Origin of the sequence: Geodermatophilus sp. CPCC 206100 (assembly GCF_048569675.1) — a bacterium.
In the GTDB taxonomy this organism is placed as follows: Bacteria; Actinomycetota; Actinomycetes; order Mycobacteriales; family Geodermatophilaceae; genus Geodermatophilus.
The window spans coordinates 230,979-256,572 of sequence record NZ_JAQISV010000003.1 but is presented as its reverse complement, the minus strand read 5'-3'; the positions used below and the strand labels follow the sequence as shown (position 1 = coordinate 256,572).

The 25,594-nt window shown below is 75.6% G+C and carries 22 protein-coding genes; 13 read left to right on the top strand and 9 right to left on the bottom strand.

Annotated features, from left to right (window positions below):
- Positions 1-154: 154 nt before the first annotated feature.
- On the top strand, positions 155-955 hold the full coding sequence (locus tag PGN05_RS01750; protein WP_419750615.1) for an IclR family transcriptional regulator: 801 nt from the start codon (positions 155-157) through the stop codon (positions 953-955).
- Between the two features lie 10 nt (positions 956-965).
- Here the strand turns inward: PGN05_RS01750 and PGN05_RS01745 are convergent, their stop codons facing one another.
- The gene (locus PGN05_RS01745; RefSeq protein ID WP_419750612.1) at positions 966-1,997 is read right to left on the bottom strand and encodes a zinc-dependent alcohol dehydrogenase; all 1,032 of its coding nucleotides are present in this window, start codon (positions 1,995-1,997) and stop codon (positions 966-968) included.
- Positions 1,998-2,006: 9 nt separating this feature from the next.
- On the opposite strand from PGN05_RS01745, the gene PGN05_RS01740 reads away from it, so the two are divergent.
- A complete protein-coding gene (locus PGN05_RS01740) occupies positions 2,007-3,725 on the top strand; it encodes a dihydroxy-acid dehydratase (RefSeq protein ID WP_419750610.1) in 1,719 nt (572 codons plus the stop codon).
- Here PGN05_RS01740 and PGN05_RS01735 read toward each other — a convergent pair whose 3' ends face one another.
- Positions 3,726-4,487: a dihydrodipicolinate synthase family protein gene (locus tag PGN05_RS01735; protein WP_419750608.1), complete on the bottom strand. Its 762-nt coding sequence runs from the start codon at positions 4,485-4,487 to the stop codon at positions 3,726-3,728.
- Positions 4,488-4,597: 110 nt separating this feature from the next.
- Between PGN05_RS01735 and PGN05_RS01730 the strand changes: the two genes are divergently transcribed.
- The 8 genes from PGN05_RS01730 to PGN05_RS01695 all read left to right on the top strand — a co-directional run bounded on the left by PGN05_RS01730 (position 4,598) and on the right by PGN05_RS01695 (position 11,826).
- Positions 4,598-5,152 carry a quercetin 2,3-dioxygenase gene (locus PGN05_RS01730; RefSeq protein ID WP_419750606.1) on the top strand — a complete coding sequence of 185 codons (555 nt, stop codon included), beginning with the start codon at positions 4,598-4,600 and terminating at the stop codon, positions 5,150-5,152.
- 32 nt (positions 5,153-5,184) lie between these two features.
- Positions 5,185-6,108 carry an alpha/beta hydrolase fold domain-containing protein gene (locus tag PGN05_RS01725; RefSeq protein WP_419750604.1) on the top strand — a complete coding sequence of 308 codons (924 nt, stop codon included), beginning with the start codon at positions 5,185-5,187 and terminating at the stop codon, positions 6,106-6,108.
- Positions 6,105-6,956: a fumarylacetoacetate hydrolase family protein gene (locus tag PGN05_RS01720; protein ID WP_419750602.1), complete on the top strand. Its 852-nt coding sequence runs from the start codon at positions 6,105-6,107 to the stop codon at positions 6,954-6,956. The genes PGN05_RS01725 and PGN05_RS01720 overlap by 4 nt, the downstream gene beginning before the upstream one ends.
- Positions 6,957-6,959: 3 nt before the next feature.
- Complete coding sequence (locus PGN05_RS01715) at positions 6,960-8,231, top strand: DUF3500 domain-containing protein (protein WP_419750601.1); 1,272 nt, start codon at positions 6,960-6,962, stop codon at positions 8,229-8,231.
- A gap of 79 nt (positions 8,232-8,310) precedes the next feature.
- Complete coding sequence (locus PGN05_RS01710) at positions 8,311-8,736, top strand: VanZ family protein (RefSeq protein ID WP_419750599.1); 426 nt, start codon at positions 8,311-8,313, stop codon at positions 8,734-8,736.
- Between the two features lie 48 nt (positions 8,737-8,784).
- Entirely contained in the window at positions 8,785-9,615 is an 831-nt protein-coding gene (locus tag PGN05_RS01705) for a (Fe-S)-binding protein (protein WP_419750597.1), read from the top strand.
- Positions 9,612-11,111 carry a LutB/LldF family L-lactate oxidation iron-sulfur protein gene (locus PGN05_RS01700; protein ID WP_419750595.1) on the top strand — a complete coding sequence of 500 codons (1,500 nt, stop codon included), beginning with the start codon at positions 9,612-9,614 and terminating at the stop codon, positions 11,109-11,111. Before PGN05_RS01705 ends, PGN05_RS01700 begins: the two co-directional genes overlap by 4 nt.
- A gap of 91 nt (positions 11,112-11,202) precedes the next feature.
- A complete protein-coding gene (locus tag PGN05_RS01695) occupies positions 11,203-11,826 on the top strand; it encodes a LutC/YkgG family protein (protein WP_419750593.1) in 624 nt (207 codons plus the stop codon).
- Between the two features lie 12 nt (positions 11,827-11,838).
- Here PGN05_RS01695 and PGN05_RS01690 read toward each other — a convergent pair whose 3' ends face one another.
- Together PGN05_RS01690 and PGN05_RS01685 are read right to left on the bottom strand one after the other, a co-directional pair.
- Positions 11,839-12,507: a response regulator gene (locus tag PGN05_RS01690; protein WP_419750591.1), complete on the bottom strand. Its 669-nt coding sequence runs from the start codon at positions 12,505-12,507 to the stop codon at positions 11,839-11,841.
- Positions 12,504-14,129 (bottom strand): ATP-binding protein, encoded by a 1,626-nt coding sequence (locus PGN05_RS01685; protein WP_419750589.1) that lies wholly within the window; start codon positions 14,127-14,129, stop codon positions 12,504-12,506. The genes PGN05_RS01690 and PGN05_RS01685 overlap by 4 nt, the downstream gene beginning before the upstream one ends.
- Positions 14,130-14,304: 175 nt before the next feature.
- Between PGN05_RS01685 and PGN05_RS01680 the strand changes: the two genes are divergently transcribed.
- The gene (locus PGN05_RS01680) at positions 14,305-15,729 is read left to right on the top strand and encodes a cation:dicarboxylate symporter family transporter (RefSeq protein ID WP_419750587.1); all 1,425 of its coding nucleotides are present in this window, start codon (positions 14,305-14,307) and stop codon (positions 15,727-15,729) included.
- Positions 15,730-15,784: 55 nt separating this feature from the next.
- Here the strand turns inward: PGN05_RS01680 and PGN05_RS01675 are convergent, their stop codons facing one another.
- The 3 genes from PGN05_RS01675 to PGN05_RS01665 form a co-directional block, all read right to left on the bottom strand.
- Positions 15,785-17,353, bottom strand: coding sequence for an MFS transporter (locus tag PGN05_RS01675; protein ID WP_419750585.1), 1,569 nt, complete (start codon positions 17,351-17,353; stop codon positions 15,785-15,787).
- Between the two features lie 89 nt (positions 17,354-17,442).
- Positions 17,443-18,882: an ATP-binding protein gene (locus PGN05_RS01670; protein WP_419750583.1), complete on the bottom strand. Its 1,440-nt coding sequence runs from the start codon at positions 18,880-18,882 to the stop codon at positions 17,443-17,445.
- On the bottom strand, positions 18,879-20,537 hold the full coding sequence (locus PGN05_RS01665; protein ID WP_419750582.1) for an FAD-dependent oxidoreductase: 1,659 nt from the start codon (positions 20,535-20,537) through the stop codon (positions 18,879-18,881). The genes PGN05_RS01670 and PGN05_RS01665 overlap by 4 nt, the downstream gene beginning before the upstream one ends.
- 152 nt (positions 20,538-20,689) lie before the next feature.
- On the opposite strand from PGN05_RS01665, the gene PGN05_RS01660 reads away from it, so the two are divergent.
- Both PGN05_RS01660 and PGN05_RS01655 read left to right on the top strand, forming a co-directional pair.
- On the top strand, positions 20,690-21,037 hold the full coding sequence (locus tag PGN05_RS01660) for a UBP-type zinc finger domain-containing protein (protein WP_419750580.1): 348 nt from the start codon (positions 20,690-20,692) through the stop codon (positions 21,035-21,037).
- Positions 21,038-21,283: 246 nt separating this feature from the next.
- Positions 21,284-22,642: an MFS transporter gene (locus PGN05_RS01655; RefSeq protein WP_419750578.1), complete on the top strand. Its 1,359-nt coding sequence runs from the start codon at positions 21,284-21,286 to the stop codon at positions 22,640-22,642.
- Positions 22,643-22,710: 68 nt separating this feature from the next.
- On the opposite strand, the gene PGN05_RS01650 is transcribed toward PGN05_RS01655, so the two are convergent.
- Both PGN05_RS01650 and PGN05_RS01645 read right to left on the bottom strand, forming a co-directional pair.
- Complete coding sequence (locus PGN05_RS01650) at positions 22,711-23,688, bottom strand: LacI family DNA-binding transcriptional regulator (protein ID WP_419750576.1); 978 nt, start codon at positions 23,686-23,688, stop codon at positions 22,711-22,713.
- Between the two features lie 52 nt (positions 23,689-23,740).
- Positions 23,741-25,585 carry an alpha/beta hydrolase fold domain-containing protein gene (locus PGN05_RS01645; protein WP_419750574.1) on the bottom strand — a complete coding sequence of 615 codons (1,845 nt, stop codon included), beginning with the start codon at positions 25,583-25,585 and terminating at the stop codon, positions 23,741-23,743.
- Positions 25,586-25,594 lie beyond the last annotated feature (9 nt).

The following is a 25,594-nucleotide window of genomic DNA, read 5'->3' as shown; positions in this document are numbered from 1 at the left end:
CCCTGTTCCTGGATGTTTCTCGGGGGGACGGCGGAGCCGGAGGGGGCGCCGACCGCACGGTCACCCTCCGGATCCGCGCGTCGGGCACGATGCCGCTCGACGGCCGGCCGGCCGAGCGCCCGCCCGCAACCGCGAACGAACGGATGTCCTGCCCGTGACCGACCCCCCGGCCCGCGTCCGCGGGCACCGCCCACCCCAGGGCGACCCGGTGGTCGACCGTGCGCTCGCCCTGCTGGCCGCCTTCGACGCCGGCCACCGGTCCCTGAGCCTCGGGGAGCTCAGCCGGCGCAGCGGCATCCCGGCCAGTTCGGCGCTGCGGCTGGCCAACCGGTTGCTGGCGTGGGGCGCTCTGGAGCGGGGCGAGGACGGCCGGTTCACCGTCGGCCTCCGGCTGTGGGAGGTCGCCTCCCTCGCTCCCCGCGGTCAGGGGCTCCGGCAGGTGGCCCTGCCGTTCATGGGCGACCTGGAGGAGGTCACCCGGCAGCACGTGCTGCTCGTCGTCCGCGACGGCCTCGACGGCCTGCTGGTGGAGCGCCTCTCGGCGCACCGGGCGATGCAGGTGCTCTACCGCGTGGGCGGCCGGCTGCCCCTGCACTCCACCGGCGCCGGCCTGGTCCTGCTGGCCTTCGCCGACCCGGCCGTCCAGGAGGAGGTCCTCGCCCAGCCGCTGGTGCACCAGCCGGAGAACGTCGCGGTCGCCGCCGGGCTGCTGCGCCGGACGCTCGCCGGGATCCGGCGGGAGGGCCTGGGCACGATCCGCCGGTCGGCTCCGGAGCCCCTGGTCAGCGTGGCCGCGCCCGTCTTCGGTGCCGACGACCGGATCGCCGCCGCGCTGTCGGTCGTCGTCCCGGAGGAGGACGCCGAGCCGCGACTGCTCGGTCCCGCGGTGCGCACGGCCGCCCGCTCGATCTCCCGCGAGCTCGGCGCCCGGCGGACGATCGGCCTCGACGGCTGACCCGGCCGGCTCAGGAGCCCAGCCGCGGGTCGACGTGCACCTTCGGACCCGCACCGCCGCCCTCCGGCCGCTCGCCGGCGAGCACGGCGCCGACCTGATCGAGGCCGACGGTGGCGGCCACCAGCGGGCGCGGGTCGACCTCGCCGCCGGCCCAGGCGGCGATCGTCGGCGCCAGCCCGGGCGACGCCGAGAGGACCCCCACGGCCGTGACGTCCCGGAGCAGCAGCGACCGGGTGTCGATCGTGCTCGGGGTCCCGGCGATGCCGATGCAGACGATCCGGCCGGCGGGCTCGACCAGCTCGAGGGCCAGCGCCGGGGACCCAGCGGCGGTCGAGGCGTCGACGACCGCGTCGAACGGCAGGTCCGGCACCTGCTCGCGGGTCCAGGCGTCCGCGAAGCCGAGACCGCGGGCGAACGCGAGCGAGTCCTCGGTGATCCCGAGCAGGTGCACCTCGACGCCGGCGGCTCGCAGGAACGCGGCCGTCAGCAGGCCGATCGTCCCGGGGCCGATCACCAGCGCCCGGTCCCCCGGGCCGGCGCCGGTGGCGTGCGCCGCGCGCCACGCGTTGCCGCCCGGCTCGACGAGCGCCCCGAGGGTGGCGTCGACGGCGTCCGGCAGGGCGTGCAGCGACCAGGCGGGGACGGCGACCTGCTCGGCCAGCGCGCCGTCCCGGCCGCCGCGGATGCCGACCTCCTGCCGCTGCTCGCACACGTGCTGCCGGCCCCGGCGGCAGCGCCGGCAGACCTGGTCGCCGAGCATCGTGTCCCCCATGACCCGCCGGCCGAGCCACGCCTCGTCGACACCCCGGCCCACGGAGGCGACCCGCCCGCACCACTCGTGACCGGGCCGCAGCGGGTAGGAGGAGTGCCCGGTGTGCAGGTAGGACAGCTCGCCGGTGAACAGCTCGACGTCCGTGCCGCACACGCCGGCCCGCTCGACGTCGACGACGACCTCCCCCGGCGCCGCGACGGGGACAGGCACCTCCTCGACGGCGCACTGTCCCGGTCCGGTGAGCACGACGGCGCGCATGGTCCTCGGCACGCGGCAAGGATGTCGCCCGTGGCCCTCCGCAGCGCGCAGTGGTACTCCTCCGACGTCCGGTCCGCCTACATCCACCGCGCGTGGATGCGTCGCGGCCTCCCCGACGACGCGTTCGGGCGCCCGCAGATCGCGATCGCGAACACCGCCTCGGACCTCGTGCCGTGCAACCGGCACCTGACCGAGGTGGCCGCCGCGGTGCGCGACGGCGTGCACGCCGCCGGCGGGACCCCGCTGGAGCTGCCCGTCTTCGGTCTCGGCGAGACGCAGGTGCGCCCCACCGCGATGCTCTGGCGCAACCTGGCCGCGATGCAGATGGAGGAGGCGTTCCGCGCCAACCCGATCGACGGCCTGGTGCTGCTGGGCGGATGCGACAAGACGATCCCCGCGCTGCTGATGGCCGCGGCCTCGGTCGACCTGCCGGCCGTCGTCGTCCCGGGCGGCCCGATGCTGACCGGCACCTTCCGCGGGGTGCCGCTGGGCTGCGGCACCGACGTGTTCCGGCTGTCGGAGGAGGTCCGCGCGGGCACCCTGTCGGCCGAGGACTTCGCCCGCTCGGAGTCGGCGATGATCCGCAGCCGCGGGCACTGCAACACGATGGGGACGGCGTCGACGATGGCGCTGGTCGCCGAGGCGCTGGGCACCGTCGTCCCGGGCGTCGCAGGCACGCCCGCCGCCGACAGCCGGCTCCTGGAGGCCGCGCACGGCACCGGCCGGCTGGCCGTCGAGCTGGTCGCCGCCGACCGCCGCCCGTCGACCATCCTCACCCGGGGGTCCTTCGCCAACGCGATCGTGGCCCTCGCGGCGATCGGCGGGTCCACCAACGCCGTCGTCCACCTGCTGGCCATCGCCGGGCGCCTGGGCATCGACCTGACGCTGGACGACGTCGACCGCATCGGCTCGGAGGTGCCGGTCCTCGTGGACCTGCTGCCCGCGGGCCGGTTCCTCATGGAGGACCTGCACCGCGCCGGCGGCCTCCGCGCGGTGCTCCACCAGGTCCGCGACCTGCTCGACCCGGCCGCGCTCACCGTCACCGGCAGGCCGCTGGTCGACTCCCTCGACGAGGGCCCGATCTGGGACCCCGAGGTCATCCGCACCCGCGCGGACCCGGTGGTCGAGCACGGCGGCATCGCCGTGCTGCGCGGCAACCTCGCCCCGTCCGGAGCGGTGATCAAGCCGGCCGCGGCGTCACCGCGTCTGCTGCGGCACCGGGGCCGCGCGGTGGTGTTCGACTCGATCGAGGACTTCACCGCCCGCATCGACGACCCGGACCTCGACGTGGACGCCGACTCGGTGCTGGTGCTGCGCGGCTGCGGCCCGAAGGGCTATCCCGGCATGCCGGAGGTCTCGAACATGCCGCTGCCCCGCAAGCTGCTCGAGCAGGGCGTGCGCGACATGGTGCGGGTCTGCGACGGCCGGATGAGCGGCACGGCCTACGGCACCGTCGTCCTGCACGTGGCACCGGAGGCGGCGGCCGGCGGCCCGCTGGCCCGGGTGCGCACCGGTGACGTGGTCCGCCTGGACGTCGCGGCCCGGCGGATCGACGTCGAGGTCCCGGACGACGAGCTGGCCGCCCGCACGCCGAACGAGGCGACCCTCGCCGGGTTCGCCGCCCCCGGCCGCGGGTGGGAGCGGCTCTACGTCGAGACCGTGCAGCAGGCCGACACCGGCGCCGACCTCGACTTCCTGATCGGCTCGAGCGGCTCGCACGTCAGCCGCGAGTCGCACTGATCAGGTGCCCACCCGCGTGACGGTGGAGACGCCGAACCGCTCGGCCGCCGCCCGCTTGTAGCCCGCGGGGAACTCCGAGGACGCCGAGCGGTCGACGGCGGCCAGCCGGACCTGCGCGGCGCCGTCGCCCGCGAAGGCCGCGACGCACTCCTCGGGAACGGCGTTGGCCGCCGCCACGAGGGCGCCCGCTGCGCCGACGGCACCGCACAACCCGACCAGGCTCGCCGCGCCGGTGTAGAGGTCGCCGCCGTAGGTGGCCCGCTCGTGCAGCAGCCGCCCGGCGTCCCCCGCGGAGTCCTTGACCCCGGCGACCGGCAGGTCGGGCAGCAGGTCGACCGGGATCCCCGGCGCCGAGGCGCCCGGGTAGTGGTAGGCCAGCAGGGACCCGGGAGCCGCCTTGGCGACCGTCTCGTAGTACGCCCGCGGGTCGGCGACGCCGGGCGGCGACAGCGCCAGGACGGCGTCGGCCCCGGCCCCGAACGCCCGCTCGGTCAGCTCCGCCGCCTGCCGCCCCGTGGGTGCGCCCGTCCCGGCGAGCACGGGCACCCCGCCCGGCAGCGCCGCCCGCACCGCGCCGACCAGCGCGTCGCGCTCGTCGGGGGTGAGGGCGACCGCCTCCCCGGTCGTCCCGGCCACCAGCACGCAGCGCACCCCGAGGTCCACCAGCCGGGCCGCGAGGTCGGCGGTGGCCGGTGCGTCCAGCGCGCCGTCCTCCCGGAAGAGGGTGACCAGGGCGACGCCGACGCCGGCGAAGAGGGGCATGGCCCGATCCTGCCGCCCATGACCCTGCCGCTCAATGGCACGACACTGGGTGCGGGAACGGCGCTCCCCGATGCTCGACCGGTCACCGACGACCCCACCCGGGAGGGCGCATGAGCTTCGAGTACCTGGTCGACCCCGCGAGGGGTCCGCAGTGGGCGGGCGTGCTGCCCGGCAGGCCGGTGCCCTACGTGCTGCGCCGGGGCGAGGGAGAGCACGCGATGCTGTTCCGGGACGTGTTCACGGTGCTGCTGTCCGGGGACGAGACGGAGAACCAGTTCGGGGTGGTCGTCAGCGACTCCCCGGCCGGGGACGTCATCCCGACGCACGCGCACAACGCCACCCATGAGACCTTCTACGTCATCGAGGGCACGGTGCGGCTGTTCTTCGAGGACGCCGAGCGGCAGAAGCAGTCCCAACTGCTGCGCGCGGGCGACTTCGGGTTCGTCCCGGCCGGCTTCGCGCACGCCTACCAGATCGTCGAGCACGCCCGGATCATGGGCACGCTGTCCGGCGGCTTCGAGCGGTTCTTCCAGCACATGGGCACCCCGACCGACTCCGCCGGTCCGGACCAGCCGCCGTTCGTGCCGGACCCCCCGCGCATGCAGGCGGCGGCCCAGCAGCACGACATGCGCTTCCTGCCGGACCACACCTGGCCCGACGCCTGACCTGCCGCCTCCCGGAGGACACGAGGAGTTCCGTGCCCGCGCCAGCCCTGCCCTTCCCGCCGCCCGCCCACGAACTGCCGCTGCCTCGCGCGCACCCCGGCCCCGGGGGCACCCGTGTCCTCGCGGGGGTCCCGTACGCCGCGATCCCCGGGCTCCGCCCGCTCGAGCTCGACCTGCACCTGCCGGCCGGGAGCCCGGCCCCCGTCGTGGTGTTCCTGCACGGCGGCGGCTGGCGGGTGGGCAGCCGCCACTCCGCCGGCCCCGCCTACCGCGGCCAGGACCCGACCCCGTTCCAGGTGCTGGCGCAGGCGGGCATCGCGGTGGCCAGCGTCGACTACCGGCTCTCGGGCGAGGCGACGTGGCCGGCCCAGCTCTCCGACGCGAAGGCCGCCGTCCGCTGGCTGCGCGCCCGCGCCGGAGAGCTGGGGATCGACGGCGACCGGATCGCCGCCTGGGGCGAGTCGGCCGGCGGGCACCTCGCCGCGCTGCTCGGCCTCACCGGCGGCGACCCCGCGCTGGAGGGGGACGTCGGCGTCGCGGGCCCCCCGTCGGACGTCGTCGCCGTCGTCGCGTGGTTCGCTCCCAGCGACGTCGCCGCCGTCGCCGTCGACACCGGTGCCGACCCCCTCGACGCCTCGACCCGCGAGGCGCTCCTGCTGGGCGCGCCCGCGGCGACCGTGCCGGACCTCGCGGCGCAGGCCAGCCCGCTCACCCACGTCTCGCCGTCCGCACCGCCGGTCCTGCTGCTGCACGGGCGGGTCGACCAGCTCATCCCGTGGGTGCAGTCCGAGCGGCTGGCCGCGGCGCTCCAGCAGACCGGGGCCGACGTCGAGCTGCACTCCTACGACGCCGCCGACCACATGTGGGCGGGCGACCCGGACGCCGCCGCCGACGCCCTGCGCCGCACCGTCGACTTCCTGCAGCGGCACCTGACCCCCGGAGGGGACCAGTCATGAGGATCATGGGCATCCGCCGGGACGGCGGACCGGTCGAGGTCGGCGCGCTGTCCGACGACGGCACCTCGGTGACGGTCGTCGCCGGGCTGGAGGCGTTCTGGGCCGACGCCACCGGGCACCTGTCCCGCGAGCCGGCCGGTCCGGCGCTGCCGGTGGGGGACGTCGAGCGCGTTCCGCCGGTGCTGCCCGGCGCCCGGGTCGTCTGCATCGGGCTGAACTACCTCAAGCACGTCGCCGAGGGCTCGTTCGCCGGGCAGGACCTGCCGCCGTACCCGACCCTGTTCGCCCGCTGGACCGCCTCGCTGACCGTGGACGGCGCCGAGGTGCCGGTGCCGCCGGACGAGGAGGGCCTCGACTGGGAGGGCGAGGTGGTGGCCTACGTCGGGTCGACGCTGGTCGACGCCACCCCGGACGAGGCGCTGGCCGCCGTCGTCGGGTACTCGACGTTCAACGACCTCACCGCCCGCCGGGCCCAGAAGCTGACCAGCCAGTGGATCCTCGGCAAGAACGGCGACAACTCCGGCCCGCTCGGCCCGCTGGTGCCGGCGGCCGAGGTCGGCGACCTGCGGGAGGGGCTGCGGGTGCGGACCCGGGTGAACGGCGAGACCGTCCAGGACGGCCGCACCGACGAGATGGTCTATCCCGTCGGCGACACCCTCGCGCTCATCAGCCGGACGTTCACGCTCCGTCCCGGGGACCTGCTGGCCACCGGCACCCCCTCCGGCGTCGGCTACGCCCGCACGCCCCCGTGGCTGCTGCAGCCCGGCGACGTGGTCGAGGTCGAGGTGGACCGCCTCGGCGTCCTCACCAACCGCGTCGTCGCCGGCGACGCGCGGAAGCGGGGCTGAGCCGTGTCGGGCGAGTTCCGCCGGTACCTCTTCCCGCACGACCACCCGCGGCTGGCCGACGTCCGCGGCATGGACCCCCACTCCTACGGCGAGTTCTCGAAGGAACCGGGCACGTTCACCGGCGGGCTGGTCGAGGGCTGGACGCCGCTCTACCGCACGGAGTTCCGCGGGGTCACCGAGGACGGCACGTTGCGGGAGGGCCTGTACCCGCTGGAGCCGGCCCGCCCCGGCGAGGAGGCCCCGGTCGCGGCGATGGTCGCCGCGGTGACCGACCTGCTCGCCGCGCTCTCCCCGGAGGACCGGGAGCGGATCGCGTTCCCCGTGGACGCCGTCGAGTGGCAGACCTGGGCGAACCCCGAGTTCCTGCAGTTCGACACCGGCCTGCGCCTGGAGTTCCAGCCGCCGGAGGTGCGGGAGCGGGCGCTGGCCCTGGTGCGGGCCTCGCTCTCCCCCGAGGGCGCTGCCTCCGTGCACGCGATGATGCTGGTCAACGGCTTCCTCGGCGACGTCGTCGACCTGCCCACCGTGCTGGGCGAGTGGAGCTACAACCTCGCCCTCTATGGCACCCCCGACCTGCGCGCCCCGTGGGGCTGGCAGCTGTACGGCCACCACTGCGCGGTCCACTGCCTCGTCGTCGAGGGCCGCATGGTGGTCTCGCCGGTCTTCCTCGGCGCCGAGCCGGACGAGATCGACGCGGGCCCGCACGCCGGGCTCTCCGGCCTGTTCGCCGACCGGATCGACGCCGGGCTGGCCGTCATGGCCGCGCTGGACCCGGACCAGCGGCGCGCCGCGGTCGTGTACGAGCAGATGGTCGACCCGGCCATGCCGCCCGGCCGGGTGCACCCCGGCGACGAGCGGCACCTGGCCGGCGCCTTCCAGGACAACCGGGTGATCCCGGTCGAGGGCGTCCGGGTCGCGGAGCTGCCGGAGGCCGCCCGGCAGCGGGTGGTGGACGTCGTCGCGACGTTCGTGCGCCTGCTGCCCGAGGGCCCGCGGACCGCGCGCCTGCGGGAGGTCGAGGACCACCTCGACGAGACCTGGTTCTCCTGGATCGGCGGGCACCGGCCCGGCGACGTCTTCTACTACCGGGTGCAGTCGCCGGTCCTGATCGCCGAGCTCGACCACCACGGCGGCGTCTTCCTCGACTACGACACCCCGAAGACGTTCCACATCCACACCGTGCTGCGGACGCCGCACGGCAACGACTACGGCCGGGCCTGGGTCCGGCAGTGGCAGGCCGCCCGCGCGCGGCCCACGACGGCAGAGCCGCGCTGATCCCCGCGCCGGGCCGCTGCCAGGCGCCGTCCAGACGCCTGCCAGCGGGTTCCCGGCCGGCCGGTGCACCCTCGGGTCCGTGGACGACGACCGACGCCGCGTGCTCGACGTCGCCCTGCTCTGCGCGGGGCTCGCCGTCGCGGTGCTGACCCTCACCCCGACCGGGGCGGCCGGCTGGGCGTGGGGCGCGCCGCTGACCGAGCTGCGCTGGTACGCCACCGGCCTGGAGTCCCGGACGACGCTGTTCCAGCTGCTCGGCAACCTCGCGCTGCTCGCGCCCCTGGCCGCCCTGGCCGTGCTGCGGTGGCCCGCCCTGGGGACGCCGCACCGGCTCGTCGTCGTCGCCGTCGCGGTCGCCGGGGGCGTCGAGCTGCTGCAGTGGGCGCTGCCCCTCGGCCGCGTGGTCTCCCCGGTCGACGCGGCGCTCAACGTCACCGGCGCCGTCCTCGCCGGGCTGCTCGCGGCGGCAGCCATCCGGGTCCGGCGCGCACCGGCCGGGGCGTAGGAGGCTCCCGCGGGTCCCCGGCACCCGCGTCGTGCGAGAGTCGGCACCGTGAGGGTCGCGCTCTTCGCCACGTGCCTCGTGGACACGGTGGTGCCGCAGGTGGCGATGGCCACGGCCCGGCTGCTCGAGCGGCTGGGCCACGAGGTCGTCGTCCCCCCGGGGCAGGCCTGCTGCGGCCAGATGCACGTCAACACCGGCTACCGGCGCGAGGCGGTGCCGATCGTGGCCAACCACGTGCGCGCCTTCGCCGGCGCGGAGGCCGTGGTGGCGCCGTCCGGGTCCTGCGTGGCGTCGATCCACCACCAGCAGGCGACGGTCCTGCGCCGGGCCGGGGAGCACGCGCTCGCCGAGGAGGCCGCGGCGCTGGCCGGGCGGACGTACGAGCTGTCGCAGTTCCTCGTCGACGTCCTCGGCGTCACCGACGTCGGCGCCTACTACCCGCACCGGGTCACCTACCACCCGACCTGCCACTCGCTGCGGCTGCTCCGCGTGGGCGACCGGCCGCTCGCGCTGCTGCGCGCGGTGCGCGGACTGGAGCTGGCCAAGCTGCCGGCCGCCGACCAGTGCTGCGGCTTCGGAGGCACCTTCGCGGTCAAGAACGCCGACACCTCGACCGCGATGCTCGCCGACAAGATGGCCAACGTGCTGTCCACCCACGCCGAGGTGTGCACCGCCGGCGACGCCTCCTGCCTCCTGCACATCGGCGGCGGGCTGTCCCGGCTGCGCTCGGGCACCCGCACGGTGCACCTGGCCGAGATCCTCGCCTCGACGGAGGACGCCGTGACCCCCTCCCAGACCACGAAGCCGTCGGTTTCCGCGGAGAACGACGGTCCACGGACGTCGGTTTCCGCGGAAACTGCCACGGGTGGACGGCGGTGACCGCCGTCCACCTCGGGATGCCGGCGCTGCCGACCGCGCCACGGCCCGCCCTCCCCACCGCCCCGGCGGGCGTGGGCCACCTCCGGGGCGACCGCCCCTTCCCCGACGCCGCCCGCGACGCGCTGCGCGACGGCCAGCTGCGGGCCAACCTCGGCCACGCGACGTCCACCATCCGCCGCAAGCGGGCCGCGGTCGTCGGCGAGGTGCCCGACTGGGCGGAGCTGCGCTCGGCCGGCCGGGCGATCAAGGCCGCGACCATGGCCCGCCTCGACGAGCTGCTGGTCCAGCTGGAGGAGCAGGTCACCGCCCGTGGCGGCACGGTGCACTGGGCCCGCGACGCCCTGGAAGCCAACGAGATCGTCACCCGGCTCGTCCAGGCCACCGACGCCGACGAGGTGGTCAAGGTCAAGTCGATGGCCACCCAGGAGATCGGGCTCAACGAGGCGCTGGAGGCCGCCGGGATCACCGCCCACGAGACCGACCTCGCCGAGCTGATCGTGCAGCTCGGGGAGGACGAGCCCAGCCACATCCTCGTGCCGGCGATCCACAAGAACCGCGCCGAGATCCGCGAGATCTTCCTGCGCACCATGCCGGGGGTCGACGCCGACCTCACCGACGAGCCGCGCCGCCTGGCGATGGCCGCCCGTGCCCACCTGCGCGAGCGGTTCCTCCGCGCCCGGGTGGCGGTCAGCGGGGCCAACTTCGCCGTCGCCGAGACCGGCACCCTCGCCGTCGTCGAGAGCGAGGGCAACGGCCGGATGTGCCTGACCCTCCCGCAGACCCTCATCACCGTCATGGGCATCGAGAAGCTGGTGCCCACCTGGCGCGACCTGGAGGTGTTCCTCCAGCTGCTGCCGCGCAGCTCCACCGGCGAGCGGATGAACCCCTACACCTCGATGTGGACCGGCGTGAGCCCCGGCGACGGCCCGGAGGAGTTCCACCTGGTGCTGCTCGACAACGGGCGGACGGCGGTCCTCGCCGACGAGGTGGGCCGGGAGGCGCTGCACTGCATCCGCTGCTCGGCCTGCCTGAACGTCTGCCCGGTCTACGAGCGCACCGGCGGGCACGCCTACGGCTCGGTCTACCCGGGGCCGATCGGCGCGGTGCTGTCCCCCCAGCTGACCGGCGTCGAGGACAACGCCTCGCTGCCCTACGCGTCGAGCCTGTGCGGCGCCTGCTACGACGCCTGCCCGGTGGCCATCGACATCCCCTCGATCCTGGTCCACCTGCGCGGTGAGCACGTCGAGGCGCAGGAGCGGACGACGCCCGAGGCGGTCGCCTTCCGCGCGCTGGCCCGCGCCATGTCGCACCCGCGGCTGTGGCGGCTGGCCCAGCGCGCGGCGGGCCTCGGCCGGCTGCTCGCGCGGGGGAGGCCGACCCTGCCCGCCGCCCTGCCCCCGCCGGCGTGGGCGTGGACCCGCAGCCGCGACCTGCCGACCCCGCCGCGGGAGACGTTCACGCAGGCCTGGGCGCGGGAGCACGGGGGCCGGTCGTGACCCGACTCCTGCGGTTCTCCGCGCGCGCCTGCGGTGGGACAGCACCGCGAGGGCGCGCGGAATCCCGCGAGAGTGGGACGGAGGCGACCGCATGAGCGCCCGCGACGAGGTGCTCGCCCGCATCCGCACCGCGCTGGGGCCGGCGCGCGAGGTCAGCGAGATCGCCCGCGCCTACCGGACGGCGGACGGGCGGGCCGGCGCGGAGCTGCTCGACGTCCTCACCGACCGGCTCGTGGACTACCGGGCGTCGGTGCTCCGCTGCCCGCCCGGCGACGTCGCCGCCACCGTGTCCGCCGCCCTGCACGCGGGCCTGGGTCCCGGCTGGGCCGCGGCGGACGTCGTCGTCGCCCCCGGCCTGCCCGAGCACTGGCGCCCCGCCGGCGTGCGCGAGGACGACGGCCGCCCCGCCGTCGAGCTGGCCGCCTTCGCCGCCACCGTCACCGGCGTGGCCGTCGCGATCGCCGAGACCGGCACCCTGGTCCTGGACGGCGGGCCCCGCTCGGGCCGGCGCGCGGTGTCGCTGCTGCCCGACTGCCTGGTCTGCGTCGTGGAGGCCGGGCAGGTGGTCGGCGGCGTCCCCGAGGGGCTGGCCCGACTCGAGCCGACCGCGCCGCTGACCATGGTGAGCGGCCCCTCGGCCACCAGCGACATCGAGCTGCAGCGGGTCGAGGGCGTGCACGGCCCGCGCACGCTGGTCGTCGTCCTCGTCGGCTGAGGACGGAACCGCTCAGCGCCAGCGGTACTCCATCTCCGGGCGGCCGGCGCCGCCGTAGCGGGGGGCGCGGTCGACCAGGCCGGCGTCGGCGAGGTACTCCAGGTAGCGGCGGGCGGTGATCCGCGAGGCGCCGATCAGCTCGGCGGTCTCGGCGGCCGAGAGCCCGTCGCCGGCCCGGACCGCGGAGACGACGGCGTCGAGGGTCTCCCGGCCCATCCCCTTCGGCAGCGGCGCGGACCGGCCCGGGCGGACCGCGCCCAGCACCCGGTCGACCTCGTCCTGCCCGGCGGCGTCCCCGCCGGCGGCCAGCCGCGACCGGTACTCGGCGTAGGCGGTCAGCCGGTCCCGCAGCGCCGGGTAGGTGAACGGCTTGAGCAGGTAGCCGACGACACCGTGCGCCGCGGCCGCGCGGACGGTGGTGAGCTCCCGCGCCGAGGTGACCGCCAGGACGTCGACCTGCGCGCCGGCGCCGCGGATCCGCCGGCACAGCTCGATGCCGTGCGCGTCGGGCAGGTTCATGTCGAGGAGTACGAGGTCGACCGGCACCCGGGCCAGCGCGTCGAGGGCCGCGGCGCCGGTGCCGGCCACCGCCGCCGTGCTGAAGCCCGCGGTCCGGTCGACGTAGGCGCGGTGGGCCTCGGCGGCAACCGGCTCGTCCTCGACGACGAGGACGCGGATCACGACGCCGCCCCGGCCGGCACGGGCAGGGGCAGCCGGACGACGAACTCCGCGCCCGGCCCCGGCCGGACGGCGATCGTCCCGCCGTGCCGGGTGACGGCGGCCGCGACCAGGGCCAGCCCCAGGCCGCGGCCCAGCCCGGCCGGTGCACCGTCGGTGTCCTTGGTCGACCAGCCGCGCTCGAAGACCCGCCCCAGGTCCGCCTCGGCGACCCCCGGGCCGGTGTCCTCGACCCGGATCTCCAGCCGGCCGTCGGCCACCTCGGCGGCGAACTGCACCTCCCGCGGGGGATCGCCGGCCAGCGCGGCGTCGATGGCGTTGTCGAGCAGGTTGCCGACGACGGTCACCAGGTCGCCGCCGGGCAGGCCGGTGTCCCCCACCGAGGTGGCCGGGTCGATCTCCAGCAGCACGCCGCGCTCGTGCGCGGTGGCCACCTTGCCGAGCAGCAGCGCGGCCAGCACCGGGTCGCCGACGGACCCGACCACGCGGTCGGTGAGCCGCTGCGCCGACGCCAGCGAGGCGATGGCGAAGTCGACCGCCTCCTGGGTGCGGCCGAGCTCCACCAGGGACACGGTGGTGTGCAGCCGATTGGCGGCCTCGTGCGCCTGCGCCCGCAGGGACTCGGCGAACGACCGGACGCTGTCCAGCTCGCCGGTGAGCGCCTGCAGGTCGGTGTGGTCCCGCAGCGTCACCACGGTGCCCGCCGACCCGTCGGCGGCCTGCGGCGGGGCCTGGTTGACCACGAGCACCCGGGTGCCGGTCACGTGCACCTCGTCGACCGCGGTGCGCTGCTGGGCCAGCACCGCGGTGAGCTCGGCCGGCAGCCCCAACTCGGCGACGTGCCGGCCGGTCGGGTCGCCGGCCAGCCCGAGCAGCCGCCGGGCCTCGTCGTTGACCAGCTGCACCCGCTGCTCGCCGTCCACCAGGAGCAGCCCCTCGCGGACGGCGTGCAGCACGGCGGAGTGGTACTCGACCATCCGCGCCAGCTGGCCGGGCGAGAGCCCGTGCGTCTGCCGCTGCAGCCGCCGGCTCAGCGCCCAGCTGCCCAGCCCGCCGACGGCGAGGGTGGCCAGGGCGGTCCCGGCGATCCCGGGGACGGCGGCGGCGAGGTCGTCCCCGATCGCCTCGACGGTGATCCCCGCCGACACCAGTGCGACGACGTCGCCGCCGTCGCCCACCACGGGGCCGGTGGCCCGGACCGACGGGCCGAGGGTGCCGGTGTAGGTCTCGGTGAAGGTCTCCCCCGCCAGCGCCGGCGCGATGGTCCCGCGGAACGGGCGGCCGATCTCGGCCGGGTCGGGGTGCGTGTACCGGGTGCGGTCGGGCGCGAGGACGGTGATGAAGGACGTGCCGGTGTCGGCGCGGACCTGCTCCACGTAGGGCTGCAGGACGCCGGTCGGGTCGGGGCCGGCGACCGCGTCCCGGACCAGAGGCGAGTCGGCCAGGCTCTCCACGATCGCGGTCGTCTCCTGCTCGGCGGTCTCCTGCACGGCCTGCCGGGCGTCGAGGTAGGCGACCACCGACGCGGTCAGGACGACGACCCCCACTACCAGCGCCTGGAGGAGCAGCAACCGCCGGGCCAGGCTCGGATCGCGCCGGTGCGACAGGAACGCGGGCACGTGCACGCAGGGAGTGTGCCGCCTGGCGCCGTCCCCCCGGCCGTCGTCGCGCCCCCGTGAACGCAATGACCGAATGCGTGACCGGCGTCACCGCGCACCGCACTGTGACTGGCATCGCAACACGCGGGGCACTCCCCTCCGGGGCCCGCGACCCGCCGCCCCCCCACGACAGGAGCTCGCCATGGCGTCAGGCACCGAGCACGACCGACCGCCGGCCACCCGGCGCAAGGACCGCACCCACTGGCTCTACATCGCCGTCATCGGCGCCGTGGTCCTGGGCATCGCGGTCGGCTTCGCGTTCCCGGAGTTCGCGACGAGCCTGAAGTGGCTGGGCACCGCGTTCGTGGGCCTGATCAAGATGCTCATCGCGCCGGTCATCTTCTGCACGATCGTGCTGGGCATCGGCGCGATCCGGCAGGCGGCGAAGGTGGGCCGGATCGGCGGTCTGGCGCTCGGCTACTTCATCCTCATGTCGACCGTCGCGCTGGCGATCGGCCTGGTGGTCGGCAACATCATCAACCCCGGGGACGGGCTCCAGCTCTCGGACGAGCTCCGGGGTGAGGGCGCCGCGCTGGCCGGGGAGGCCCACGAGAGCGGCGGCACCGTCGACTTCCTGCTCGGGCTGATCCCGACCACGCTCCTGTCGGCCCTGACGGCGGGATCGGTGCTGCAGGCGCTGCTCGTCGCGCTGCTGGTCGGCTTCGCGATCCAGGCCATGGGACGCTCCGGTGAGCCCCTGCTGCGCGGCATCGGCCACCTGCAGAAGCTGGTCTTCCGCATCCTGGCGATGATCATGTGGTTGGCCCCGATCGGCGCCTTCGGCGCGATCGCGGCGGTCGTCGGCGAGACCGGCATCGACGCGCTGAAGAGCCTGGCCGTGATCATGATCGCCTTCTACGCGACCTGCGCGATCTTCGTCTTCGTCGTCCTCGGGCTGATCCTGCGGCTCGTCGCCCACGTCAACGTCTTCTCGCTGCTGAAGTACCTCGGCCGGGAGTTCCTGCTGATCGTCTCGACGTCCTCGTCGGAGACGGCGCTGCCCCGCCTGATCGCCAAGATGGAGCACGCCGGCGTGAGCCAGCCGGTGGCCGGGATCGTCGTCCCGACCGGGTACTCGTTCAACCTGGACGGCACCGCGATCTACCTGACGATGGCCTCGCTGTTCATCGCCGAGGCGCTCGGCGACCCGCTGACCATCGGCGAGCAGCTCGGCCTGCTGGTCTTCATGATCGTCGCCTCGAAGGGCGCCGCCGGGGTCACCGGCGCCGGCCTGGCCACGCTGGCCGGCGGGCTGTCGGCGCACCGCCCCGACCTGCTCGACGGCGTCGGCCTGATCGTCGGCATCGACCGGTTCATGTCCGAGGCCCGCGCGGTGACCAACTTCGCCGGCAACGCGATCGCCACCGTCCTGGTCGCCACCTGGACCAAGGAGCTCGACCGCGAGCAGCTGTCGGCGGCGCTGTCCGGCGAGAGCCCCTTCGACGAGGAGACGATGCTCGACGACCACGGCTCCGGGGACCTGCCGGAGTCCGGCAGCAACGCCGGCCCCGGGCAGCGGGACGCCGAGTCCGCGCAGCGGGAGGTCGCCGAGGCGTCCGTGCGCTGACCGCTCCCGCCCTGGACGAGGGTGCCCGGCCGCCTGGCCGGGCACCCTCGTCGCGTCAGGGGTGGGCGTGGTGGCGGTCCCCGGAGCGGCGCCGGTCGCCGTCCCCGTCGTCGTGCCCGTCGTCCTCGTCCGTCTCGTCGTCGGTGTCGTCTGCGGTGTCCTCGGCCGGGCGGGAGCTGCGCCGCAGGTCGATCACCGCGAGCACGAGGGCGGCGAGCACCCCGACGAGGGCGACCGCCAGTCCGGCGGCCGCCGCGGTCGGGAAGTCCTCGCCGGTCGCGCCGAGGACGACGTAGAACAGGCCCGGCAGCGCCGCGGTGCCGATCGCGCCGCCGAAGCGCTGCGCGGTCTGCAGCCCGCCGCCGGCGGCGCCGGCCATCCGGACCGGCACGTCCCGGAGGGTCATGGTGACGTTGGGCGACAGGACGCCGCCGCCCCCGATGCCGGCGACCAGCAGGGCCGGCGCGACCGCCCAGCCCACCGCCGACGCCGGCACGACGAGCAGGACGACCGCCGCGGCGCCCAGCCCGGCGAGCACCAGGCACAGGCCCACGACGGTGATCGCCCGCCCGTAGCGCTCGACCAGCCGCCCGGCGACCACCGCCGAGACCGCGGCGCCGATCGCGAACGGCGTCACCGCCAGGCCCGACCGCAGCGGGCTGAAGCCGAGGCCGTTCTGGAACAGCAGCGCGAAGACGAGCCAGATCCCGCTGAACCCGATGAAGTACGCCGTGCCCAGCGCCGCGCCGATGCCGTACCCGCGGGTCTCGGTCACCAGGCGGGGGTCGAACACCGGCTGGCCGTCGCGCCGCACCACCCGCTGCTCCCAGACCGCGAAGGCGGTCAGCACCAGCACCCCGACCGGGAACAGCCACCACAGCCGGGCCAGCCCGCCGGCCTCGGCCTGCACCAGGGGCAGCAGGACGGCGAACGCCCCCACCCCCAGCAGCAGGGCGCCGCCCACGTCGATGCCGCCCCGCTGGCCGGTGCCGCCCCGGGGCAGGAGCCGCCAGGCGAGGACGAAGGCGACCACGCCGATCGGCACGTTGACGTAGAAGACCCACCGCCAGCCGTCGGGCCCGTCGGCGAGGGCGAGGATCAGCCCGCCGACGACCGGCCCGACCGCGGTGGAGATGCCGACCGTGGCCCCGAACATCCCGAACGCCCGGGCACGCTCGTCGCCGCGGAACAGCTGCTGGATCAGCCCCGAGTTCTGCGGCGCCAGGCACCCGGCGGCCAGGCCCTGCGCCAGCCGGGCGGCCACCAGGAGCCCCGCCGACGGGGCCGCTCCGGCCGCGGCGCTGCACACCACGAACAGCGACAGGCCGACGAGGAACATCCGCCGCCGGCCGAAGGCGTCGCCCAGCCGCCCGGCCGGGACCAGCATGAGCGCGAAGGTCAGCGCGTACCCGGACACCACCCACTGGACGGTGGCCGCGGAGGCGCCGAGGTCGCGCTGCATCGACGGGAGCGTGACCGACACGATGCTGACGTCGAGCAGGCTCATGAAGCCGACGACCAGGGTCACCCACAGGGCCCGCCACCGCCGCGAGTGCGGCCGGTAGCCGTCCTCCGGGGAGCCCTCCTGAGCGGCGCGGGACCGGCGGACGGCGGACGAGGACACGCGGGCGCCTCCGGGGAGCTGGGGAGAGGCGGCCGGGTGCGCGCCCACCTGCCAGTGTCCGCCGATGCGGCCCCGGCCGCGGCCCGGGATCAGGCCGGGGCGGTCGCCCCCTCGCTCAGCGGCAGCAGCACCTGGAAGCGGGTGTCGCCGGGCTCGGAGCGCACCCGCAGGTCACCGCCGTGCCGGTTGACCACGATCCGCCAGGAGACGTCCAGGCCGAGGCCGGTGCCCTGGCCGACCGGCTTGGTGGTGAAGAACGGCTCGAACACCCGGCGGCGCAGGTCCTCGGGGATGCCCGGGCCGGTGTCGGCGACCTCGACCAGCACGCAGCCGCCGTCCCGGGCGGTGCGCAGCGTCAGCGTGCCCTCCCCCGCCATGGCGTCCAGCGCGTTGACGATGAGGTTGGTCCACACCTGGTTGAGCTCCCCGGCGTAGGCCGGCACCAGCGGCAGCGACCGGTCGTAGTCCTTCACCACGGTCACCGCGGGCGGGATCTTGGCGCTCAGCATGACCAGGGTGGCGTCCAGCCCGGCGTGCACGTCGGCCGGCTGGTGCGGCGCGCGGTCCAGCTGCGAGTACTGCCGGGCGGCGTCGACCAGGCCGGAGATCCGGCCGGTGCTCTCGATGATCTCGCCCATCAGCAGCTCGGTCTCGACCGTGTAGGCCAGCCAGCGCAGCGCCGGCTCGAGGAAGGCCGGCGCCACGGCGTCCTCCACCCGGTCGAGGTCGTCAGGCCCGAGCCCGGCGGCCACGAAGACGCCGGCCAGCTCCCACGGATTGCCCAGGCCGTGGTCCTCGAGCCAGTCCGACAGCTCGTCCTCGCGGTCGGAGCGCTCCAGGGCGGTCAGCTCCGGGGCGTCCCCGATCCGCGCGACGAGGGTCTCCTGCAGCCCGGTCAGCGCCCGCAGCGCCTCGCCGTCGAGCTTGCCCTCCGACAGCAGCGCCAGCTTGTGCCGCATGCCGGCGACCCGGTCGCGCAGGGCCGACGCCGCCCGCGCGGCGGCCGCCGCCGGGTTGTTCAGCTCGTGGGTGAGCCCGGCGGTGAGCTTGCCCAGCGCCAGCAGCCGCTCGCGCTGGCTGACCAGCTCGGCGATGTTGCGCTGGCCGAAGAACAGCCCCTCCAGCAGGTGCACGGCCATGGGGTACCAGCGCCGGAACACCGCCTCGAACTCCGCCGCCGGCAGCGCGAGGAACCGGCAGTCGGTGACCGCCCGCACCGTGCCCGGGTAGGTCTGGGCGATCCGCTCGCCGATGTAGAACTGCACCGCGCCGGAGTAGACGCCGCGCTGCGACGTCCGCACCGTCTCGACCTCGCTGCCGCCGACGAAGCGCACCATGCTCATCTCGCCGTCCAGCAGCACGTAGAAGCACGTCGCCGGCTCCCCCTCGACCGACACCTCCGTGCCGGCCGGGAAGTCCAGCACCGCCCCGTGCCGGGCCACCCAGTCCAGCTGGCCGTCGTCGAGGTCGGCGAAGAGGAACAGCTCCCGCAGCTCGGCCACCGTCAGGGTGGCCGCGGGCGCGCTCACCGCTCCCCCAGGTACCGGTGCACGAGCGTCACGGCCATCGCGCCCTCGCCGACCGCCGAGGCGACCCGCTTCACCGACTCGGCCCGCACGTCGCCGGCGACGAACACCCCGGGCAGGCTGGTCTCCAGGAAGAACGGGTCCCGGTCCAGCGGCCAGCCCGGCGGCCGCCGCCCGTCGCGCAGCAGCGCCGGTCCGGTCGGGATGAAACCGCGCTCGTCGCGGACGACCGCGCCGTCCAGCCAGCCGGTGCGCGGCGCGCCGCCGATGAAGACGAACAGGTGGCTGGCCGGCACGGTCTCCCGCTGCCCGGAGCGGGCGTCGTCCAGCGTGACCGCCTCCAGGTGGTCGTCCCCGTGCGCCTGCGCGACCGTGGTGCAGGTCCGCACCGAGATCTGCGGGATGCCCGCGACCTGCTCGATGAGGTAGGCCGACATCGACGCCTCCAGGGAGGGCCCGCGGACCAGCAGGCACACCGACCGGGCGTAGCGCGAGAAGAAGACCGCCGCCTGGCCCGCGGAGTTGGCGCCGCCGACGATGAGGACGTCCCGGTCGGCGCACTCGGCGGCCTCGGTCATCGCCGAGCCGTAGAAGACCCCGCGGCCGGTCAGGTCGTCGACGCCGTCGACCCCCAGGCTCCGGTAGGAGACCCCGGTGGCGAGGACGACGGCGTGCGCCCCGATGCTGCGGCCGTCGTCCAGGCGCAGCACCCGCTTGGGCCCGTGCGACTCCAGCGCGACGGCCGTGCGGGCCAGCAGCAGCTCGGCGCCGAACTTCACCGCCTGCCGCCGCGCCCGGTCGGCCAGCTGCCCGCCGGAGACGCCGTCGGGGAAGCCCAGGTAGTTCTCGATCCGGCTGCTCTGCCCGGCCTGCCCGCCGGTGGCCACCTGCTCGACCAGCACGGTGCGCAGCCCCTCCGACGCCGCGTACACCGCCGCGCCCAGGCCCGCCGGCCCGCCGCCGACCACGACCACGTCGTAGAAGTCGGCCTGCGGCTCCACGGCCAGCCCGGCGACGGCGGCCAGCTCGGCCTCGCCCGGGTGCCGCAGGACCTGCGCGTCCGGCGTCACGACCACGGGGACGTCGTCCGGGCCGGCGCCGGCGGCGGCGAGGATCCGCTGCCCCTCGGGCTCCTCGACGCTGTACCAGCGGTAGGGGACGGCGTTGCGGGCGAGGAAGTCCCGCGCCCGGAAGGACGGCGCCGACCACCGGTGCCCGACGAGTTTCATGCCCTCGAAACCGGTGTCCGACGACTCCCGCCAGGCGTCGATCATGGCGTCGACCACCGGGTAGAGCTTCTCCTCCGGCGGGTTCCACGGCTTGAGCAGGTAGGAGTCGACGTCGACGACGTTGATGGCCGAGATCGCCGCGTCGGTGTCGGCGTAGGCGGTGAGCAGCGCGCGGCGGGCCCTCGGGAACAGGTCCATGGCCCGCTCGAGGAACTCGATGCCGTTCATCTCGGGCATCCGGTAGTCGGCGAGCACCGCGGCGACCGGGTCGCCGCGAAGCTTCAGCTCCCGGAGCGCCTCGAGCGCCTCGTCGCCCGAGCTCGCACGCAGCACCCGGAAGTCCTCGCCGTAGCGACGGCGGAGGTCGCGGGCGACGGCCCGGGAGACACCCGGGTCGTCGTCGACGCTGAGCAGGACCGGCTTGCCCATCTCGGCCTCCCGTCGGGTGCGCCGGACACCCGACGCGGCCCCCGTGCCGCCACGCTAGTCCCGCGCCCGGCCCCGACGACAGCCTCGCGCGGCGGCCCGCCCCGGGCCTACGGTGGGCGCCGGATCCAGCACCGGACCGGGAGGACGCCGCCATGACCGCTCCCGCGGGGATCGACCCGTCCGTGCCGCCCAGCGGCACCGGCTGCCTGGAGTGCGAGGCGACCGGCGGGTGGTGGTTCCACCTGCGCCGCTGCGCGCAGTGCGGGCACGTCGGCTGCTGCGACTCCTCGCCCTCCCGGCACGCCCGGGCGCACGCCGCCGAGTCCGGTCACCCCGTCGTCCGCAGCTTCGAGCCCGGTGAGACCTGGTTCTGGGACTTCGCCCACGAGCGCCCGGTGACCGGCCCCGACCTCGCTCCGCCGCTCGCCCACCCGCACGACCAGCCGGCACCCGGTCCCCGCGGCCGCGTCCCGGCCGACTGGCGCGCCCACCTGCACTGATCGCGGGGCGCCCCGCGCGCTCCACCCGGTGCGCCGGGCGACGCGGCGGTGTCGCACGTCGGCCCGCCTCCGCCGGGGTCCCGGCGGCCTCTTGACAACGACTGTGACGGCCAGCACCATCTCTGCATCCGGTTTCTGAAACCGGTTGCAGCAACATCACCCAGCCGGATCCCGGTCCCCTGCCCCCGCTCCGCGCAGGCCCGCCGGCGCACCCGTTCCCGACGTCCCAGCATCGAGGAGGATCACGTGCACGACGTCTCGGTCGAGGCCGGCGCCCACGAACCGCACGGTCGCCGGACCCCCAGGAAGGCCGCGATCAGCGCGTGGATCGGCAGCGCGCTGGAGTACTACGACTTCTTCATCTACGGCACGGCGGCAGCGCTCGTCTTCCCGCAGATCTTCTTCCCCGAGGGCGACCAGGCCGCCGCCACCATCGCCTCGCTGGCCACCTTCGGCGTCGCCTACGTGGCCCGCCCGGTCGGCTCGTTCATCCTCGGGCACGTGGGCGACACGTTCGGCCGCAAGAACGTCCTGCTGATCACGCTCTTCGGCATGGGCATCGCGACGTTCCTCATCGGCGTGCTGCCCACCTACGACCAGATCGGCTACGCCGCGCCGATCCTGCTGCTGGTGCTCCGCGTCTGCCAGGGCCTGGCCGTCGCCGGCGAGCAGTCCAGCGCCAGCTCCATGTCGCTGGAGCACGCCCCGCCCCACCGGCGGGCCTTCTTCACCAGCTTCACCCTGGCCGGCACGCAGTTCGGCCTCATCCTGGCCACCGCGGTGTTCATCCCGATCGCCGCGATGCCCACCGACGCCCTGCTCTCCTGGGGCTGGCGAATCCCGTTCCTGCTCAGCGCCGTGGTCATGGTGGTCGCCTGGTGGATCCGGCGGACGCTGCACGAGACCCCGGCCTTCGAGGAGGAGCAGGAGCAGCAGGCCGTTCCGAAGACGCCGCTCAAGGTCCTGTTCACGCACTACACGCCCGACGTGCTGAAGGTCATGATCGCTGCGCTGGTCTCGACGATCAGCACGATCCTGTCGATCTACAGCTTGACCTACGGCGTGAACACGATCGGCCTGTCCCGGACCAGCCTGCTGTGGATGCTGATCCTGTCCAACATCGTCGCGCTCGGCGCCATCCCGCTCTGGGGGATGATCGGCGACAAGATCGGCCGCAAGCCGGTCTTCGCCATCGGGGCGCTCGGCCCGGCGGTGCTGATCTGGCCGTTCATCTGGTCGGTCAGCCAGGCCAACCTCCCGCTGGTGTTCCTGTTCGGCATCGTGCTCGGCGGCGTCGCCTACAGCGCCTACGGCGGCGTCGGGTACGCGCTGTGGAGCGAGCAGTTCGACACCAAGGTCCGCATGTCCGGTGTCGCCGTCGGCACCCAGTTCGGTTTCGCGCTCGGCGGGTTCGCCCCGACGATCGCCGCCGCGCTGGCCGGCCCGTCCCTGGAGGACTGGATCCCCGTCGCGATCTTCGCCTGCGCCGCCGCGGTGGTCGCCACGATCGCCGTGCTGACCATGCGCGAGACCCGCGACGTGCCGATGCACGAGCTGGGCCGGGCCGCGGCCCGGGGGAAGCGCCAGGTCGCCGACGCCGCCTGATCCCCATCCGCGGAGCGGGCGTCCCCGGTGCACCCGGGGGCGCCCGCTCCGTCGTCCCGGGCGGGGGATCAGCGGGGGGCGGGGCCGGTGGACGCGCGGACGATGAGCTCCGTGGCCAGGCTCTCCCGGGGGGTGGTGCCCGCGCCGGGGGCCGGTTCGGCCAGCATCCGGACGGCGACCGCCCCGGCCCGGCCGACCGGCACGCGCACCGAGGTCAGGGCCGGCTGGGTGAGTGCGGCGATCCAGCTGTCGTCGATGCCGAGGACGCTGACCTGGTCGGGCACGCGCACCCCGCGCTCGGTGAGCCGGTTGACCACCCCGAGGGCGATCTGGTCGTTGTAGGCCAGCACGGCGGTGACGTCCTCGGCCATCACCAGGTCCGCCGCGCGCACCCCCGGCTCGTAGCGGGGCTGGAAGGGGCCGAGGTCGACGACCTCCAGGCCGCGGCGCGCGGCCGCGGCGTGCAGCGCCCCGTGCCGCTCCGGCGTCATGTAGGACTCCTCCGGGCCGCCGAGGTAGGCCAGCCGCCGGTGCCCCAGCGCCACCAGGTGGTCGACGGCCTGGCCGATGCCCTGGTCGCTGGGGGTCGCCACCGCGGGGACGCCGTCCACCACGCGGCTGACCGTGACCACGGGGGTGAGCGCGGCGACGGCCCGGACGTCCTCCTCGGGGAGCCGGGAGGAGGCGAGCACCAGCCCGTCGACCTGGCGGGCCATGGCGAGGGCGACGTCGAGCTCCTGGCGCACGTGCTCGTCGGAGTCGGCGACGAACAGCGACCGCTCCCGGTGCCGCGCCTCCCGCTGCACCTCCTTGATGAGCGGGGTGAAGAACGGGTTGGCGATGTCGGGGACGATCACGCCGAGGTTGCCGGTGCGACCCATGGCCAGGCTCCGGGCGACGGGGTTGGGCTGGTAGCCGAGCTCGGCGGCGGCGGCGAACACCCGCCGGCGCGCCTCCTCGGCCACGACCTCGGGACGGGCGAAGGCCCGTGACACCGTCGAGGGCGAGACCCCGGCGTGGGCCGCGACCGTCCGGATGTTCGTCACGCCAGCTCCCGTCCCCGTGCACCGCCGGCGCCGGACGGCGCCGCGACACCGATCATGCCGTGGAACGGTGCAGCAACCGGTGCAGGTCCCGGCACAGGAGGTCTGCGGCGGCCTCCGCGGCCGGGGACACCGACCCGTAGCTGAAGAACCCGTGGTCCAGCGTCGGGAACACCCGCAGCACCACCGGGACGCCGGCGGCCCGGAGCGCGGCGGCGTACTCCAGCGTGTCGGCGTACAGGAAGTCGTGGGCGCCGATGCCGATGACGGTCGGCGGGAGGGCCGCGAGCGTCGGGGCGAGGACGGGTGACACCCGCGGGTCGCCGGCCAGCGCGTCGCCGTCCGGGCCCAGGTACTGCAGCCGGACGTCGGCGCTGGTGTCCCCGCGCAGGTCGGTGCCCGGGTAGAGGAGGAACTGCCCGGCCACCGGGGTGCCACGGTCGGCGAGCTCCTGGGTCAGGACCGCGGCCAGGTTGCCGCCGGCGCTGTCGCCGGCGACGACGAACCGGGCGGGGTCCCCGCCGAGCTCGTCGACGTGCTCGAGCACCCAGCGGGCGGCGGCGCGGCAGTCGTCCAGGCCGGCCGGGTACGGGTCCTCCGGCGCCAGCCGGTAGTCGACCTGGACGACGACGGCGCCGGCGGTGGCCGCGATGCGGGCGGCGCTGCCCTGGTGGGAGTCCAGGTCGCCGATCACCCAGCCGCCGCCGTGGACGTAGAGCACGGTGACGTCGGTGGGCTGCACCGGCCGCTGCACGCGGATGCGGACGTCGCCGGCCGGCCCCGGGAGGACGCCGTCGGTCACCGAGGCCACGGGGAACGGCCGTGGCGGGTAGAAGTCGCGCCGCATCACCACCCCGCGCTCGCGCGCGACCGCGGGCGGGGCGTCGAGCAGCGGCCACATGCCGGTGGCCGCCATGCGCGCCTCCAGGTCGGCGGTGTGCGGGTCCAGCGGCCGCGGATCGCCGAGCCGGCGCCCGGCGAGCACCCGGCGCAGGAAGGCGATCGAGCGGTCGGTGACCTCGGGGACGACCGGCGCGCCGACGAACACGTGGTCGCCGGCGGTCTCTAAGTACTCGGTCTCGACGCGGGCCTCGGTCAGCGCCTCGGCCAGCAGGCGGCTCTGCGCCACGGGCACCAGCTGGTCGTCCTTGCCGTGCGCGACGAACACCGCCGGGCCGTCGGGGCGGACGTACCGGACGGGCGAGAGGTCGTCGCGCGACCAGGTGGTGTCGCGCAACAGGATCGCGAACGGATCCCCCTCGCCGAGCTCTTCCGACTCGGCGTCCACCGGCGAGGACATCGCGGCGAGGTCGGAGGGGCCGTACCAGTCGACGACGGCCTGCACCTCGGTCGAGCGGTCGGTCGCCTCACCCACCGGCGGCTCGGCCTCCAGCCGGCGGCACAGCCCGGCCAGGAGGGCCAGGTGCGCGCCGGCCGACTCGCCCCAGAGCGCGACCCGGGAGCCGTCGAGGCCGAACACCTCGGCCTGCGCGCGCAGCCAGCGGACGGCGGCCTGCACGTCGAGCACCCCGGCCGGGAACGGCGCCTCGGCGGCCAGCCGGTAGTCGACCAGGGCGACGGCGAAGCCCGCGGCCACGATCCGCTCGACCACCCGGTTCTGGTGCAGGTGCGGCGCCCGGCGCCGGCGTGAGCCGTGCACCCAGCCGCCGCCGTGCACCCAGACGACGACCGGCGCGCCCTCGGCCGGCCGCTGCTCCGGCACCCACAGGTCGAGCATCAGCGGCCGGTAGCCCGGCTCGACGGCGTAGACGAGGGCCTCCCAGCGCAGCTCGCCGTCGGCGCCGCGCACCGGGGGCGCGAACGGGAAGGCCGCCGTGCCGTCGGAGAGCGGGCCCGGCTCCGGGCGGGCGACGGCGAGCAGGTCGGCGGGCTCGGGCACGGGAGCTCC

Excerpts from the sequence above, each read along its gene's own strand:
- PGN05_RS01740 (WP_419750610.1), top strand. The coding sequence starts at position 2,007 with ATGTCGCCCGTGGCCCTCCGCAGCGCGCAGTGGTACTCCTCCGACGTC.
- PGN05_RS01735 (WP_419750608.1), bottom strand. The coding sequence starts at position 4,487 with ATGCCCCTCTTCGCCGGCGTCGGCGTCGCCCTGGTCACCCTCTTCCGG.
- PGN05_RS01730 (WP_419750606.1), top strand. The coding sequence starts at position 4,598 with ATGAGCTTCGAGTACCTGGTCGACCCCGCGAGGGGTCCGCAGTGGGCG.
- PGN05_RS01720 (WP_419750602.1), top strand. The coding sequence starts at position 6,105 with ATGAGGATCATGGGCATCCGCCGGGACGGCGGACCGGTCGAGGTCGGC.
- PGN05_RS01695 (WP_419750593.1), top strand. The coding sequence starts at position 11,203 with ATGAGCGCCCGCGACGAGGTGCTCGCCCGCATCCGCACCGCGCTGGGG.
- PGN05_RS01680 (WP_419750587.1), top strand. The coding sequence starts at position 14,305 with ATGGCGTCAGGCACCGAGCACGACCGACCGCCGGCCACCCGGCGCAAG.
- PGN05_RS01665 (WP_419750582.1), bottom strand. The coding sequence starts at position 20,537 with ATGGGCAAGCCGGTCCTGCTCAGCGTCGACGACGACCCGGGTGTCTCC.
- PGN05_RS01660 (WP_419750580.1), top strand. The coding sequence starts at position 20,690 with ATGACCGCTCCCGCGGGGATCGACCCGTCCGTGCCGCCCAGCGGCACC.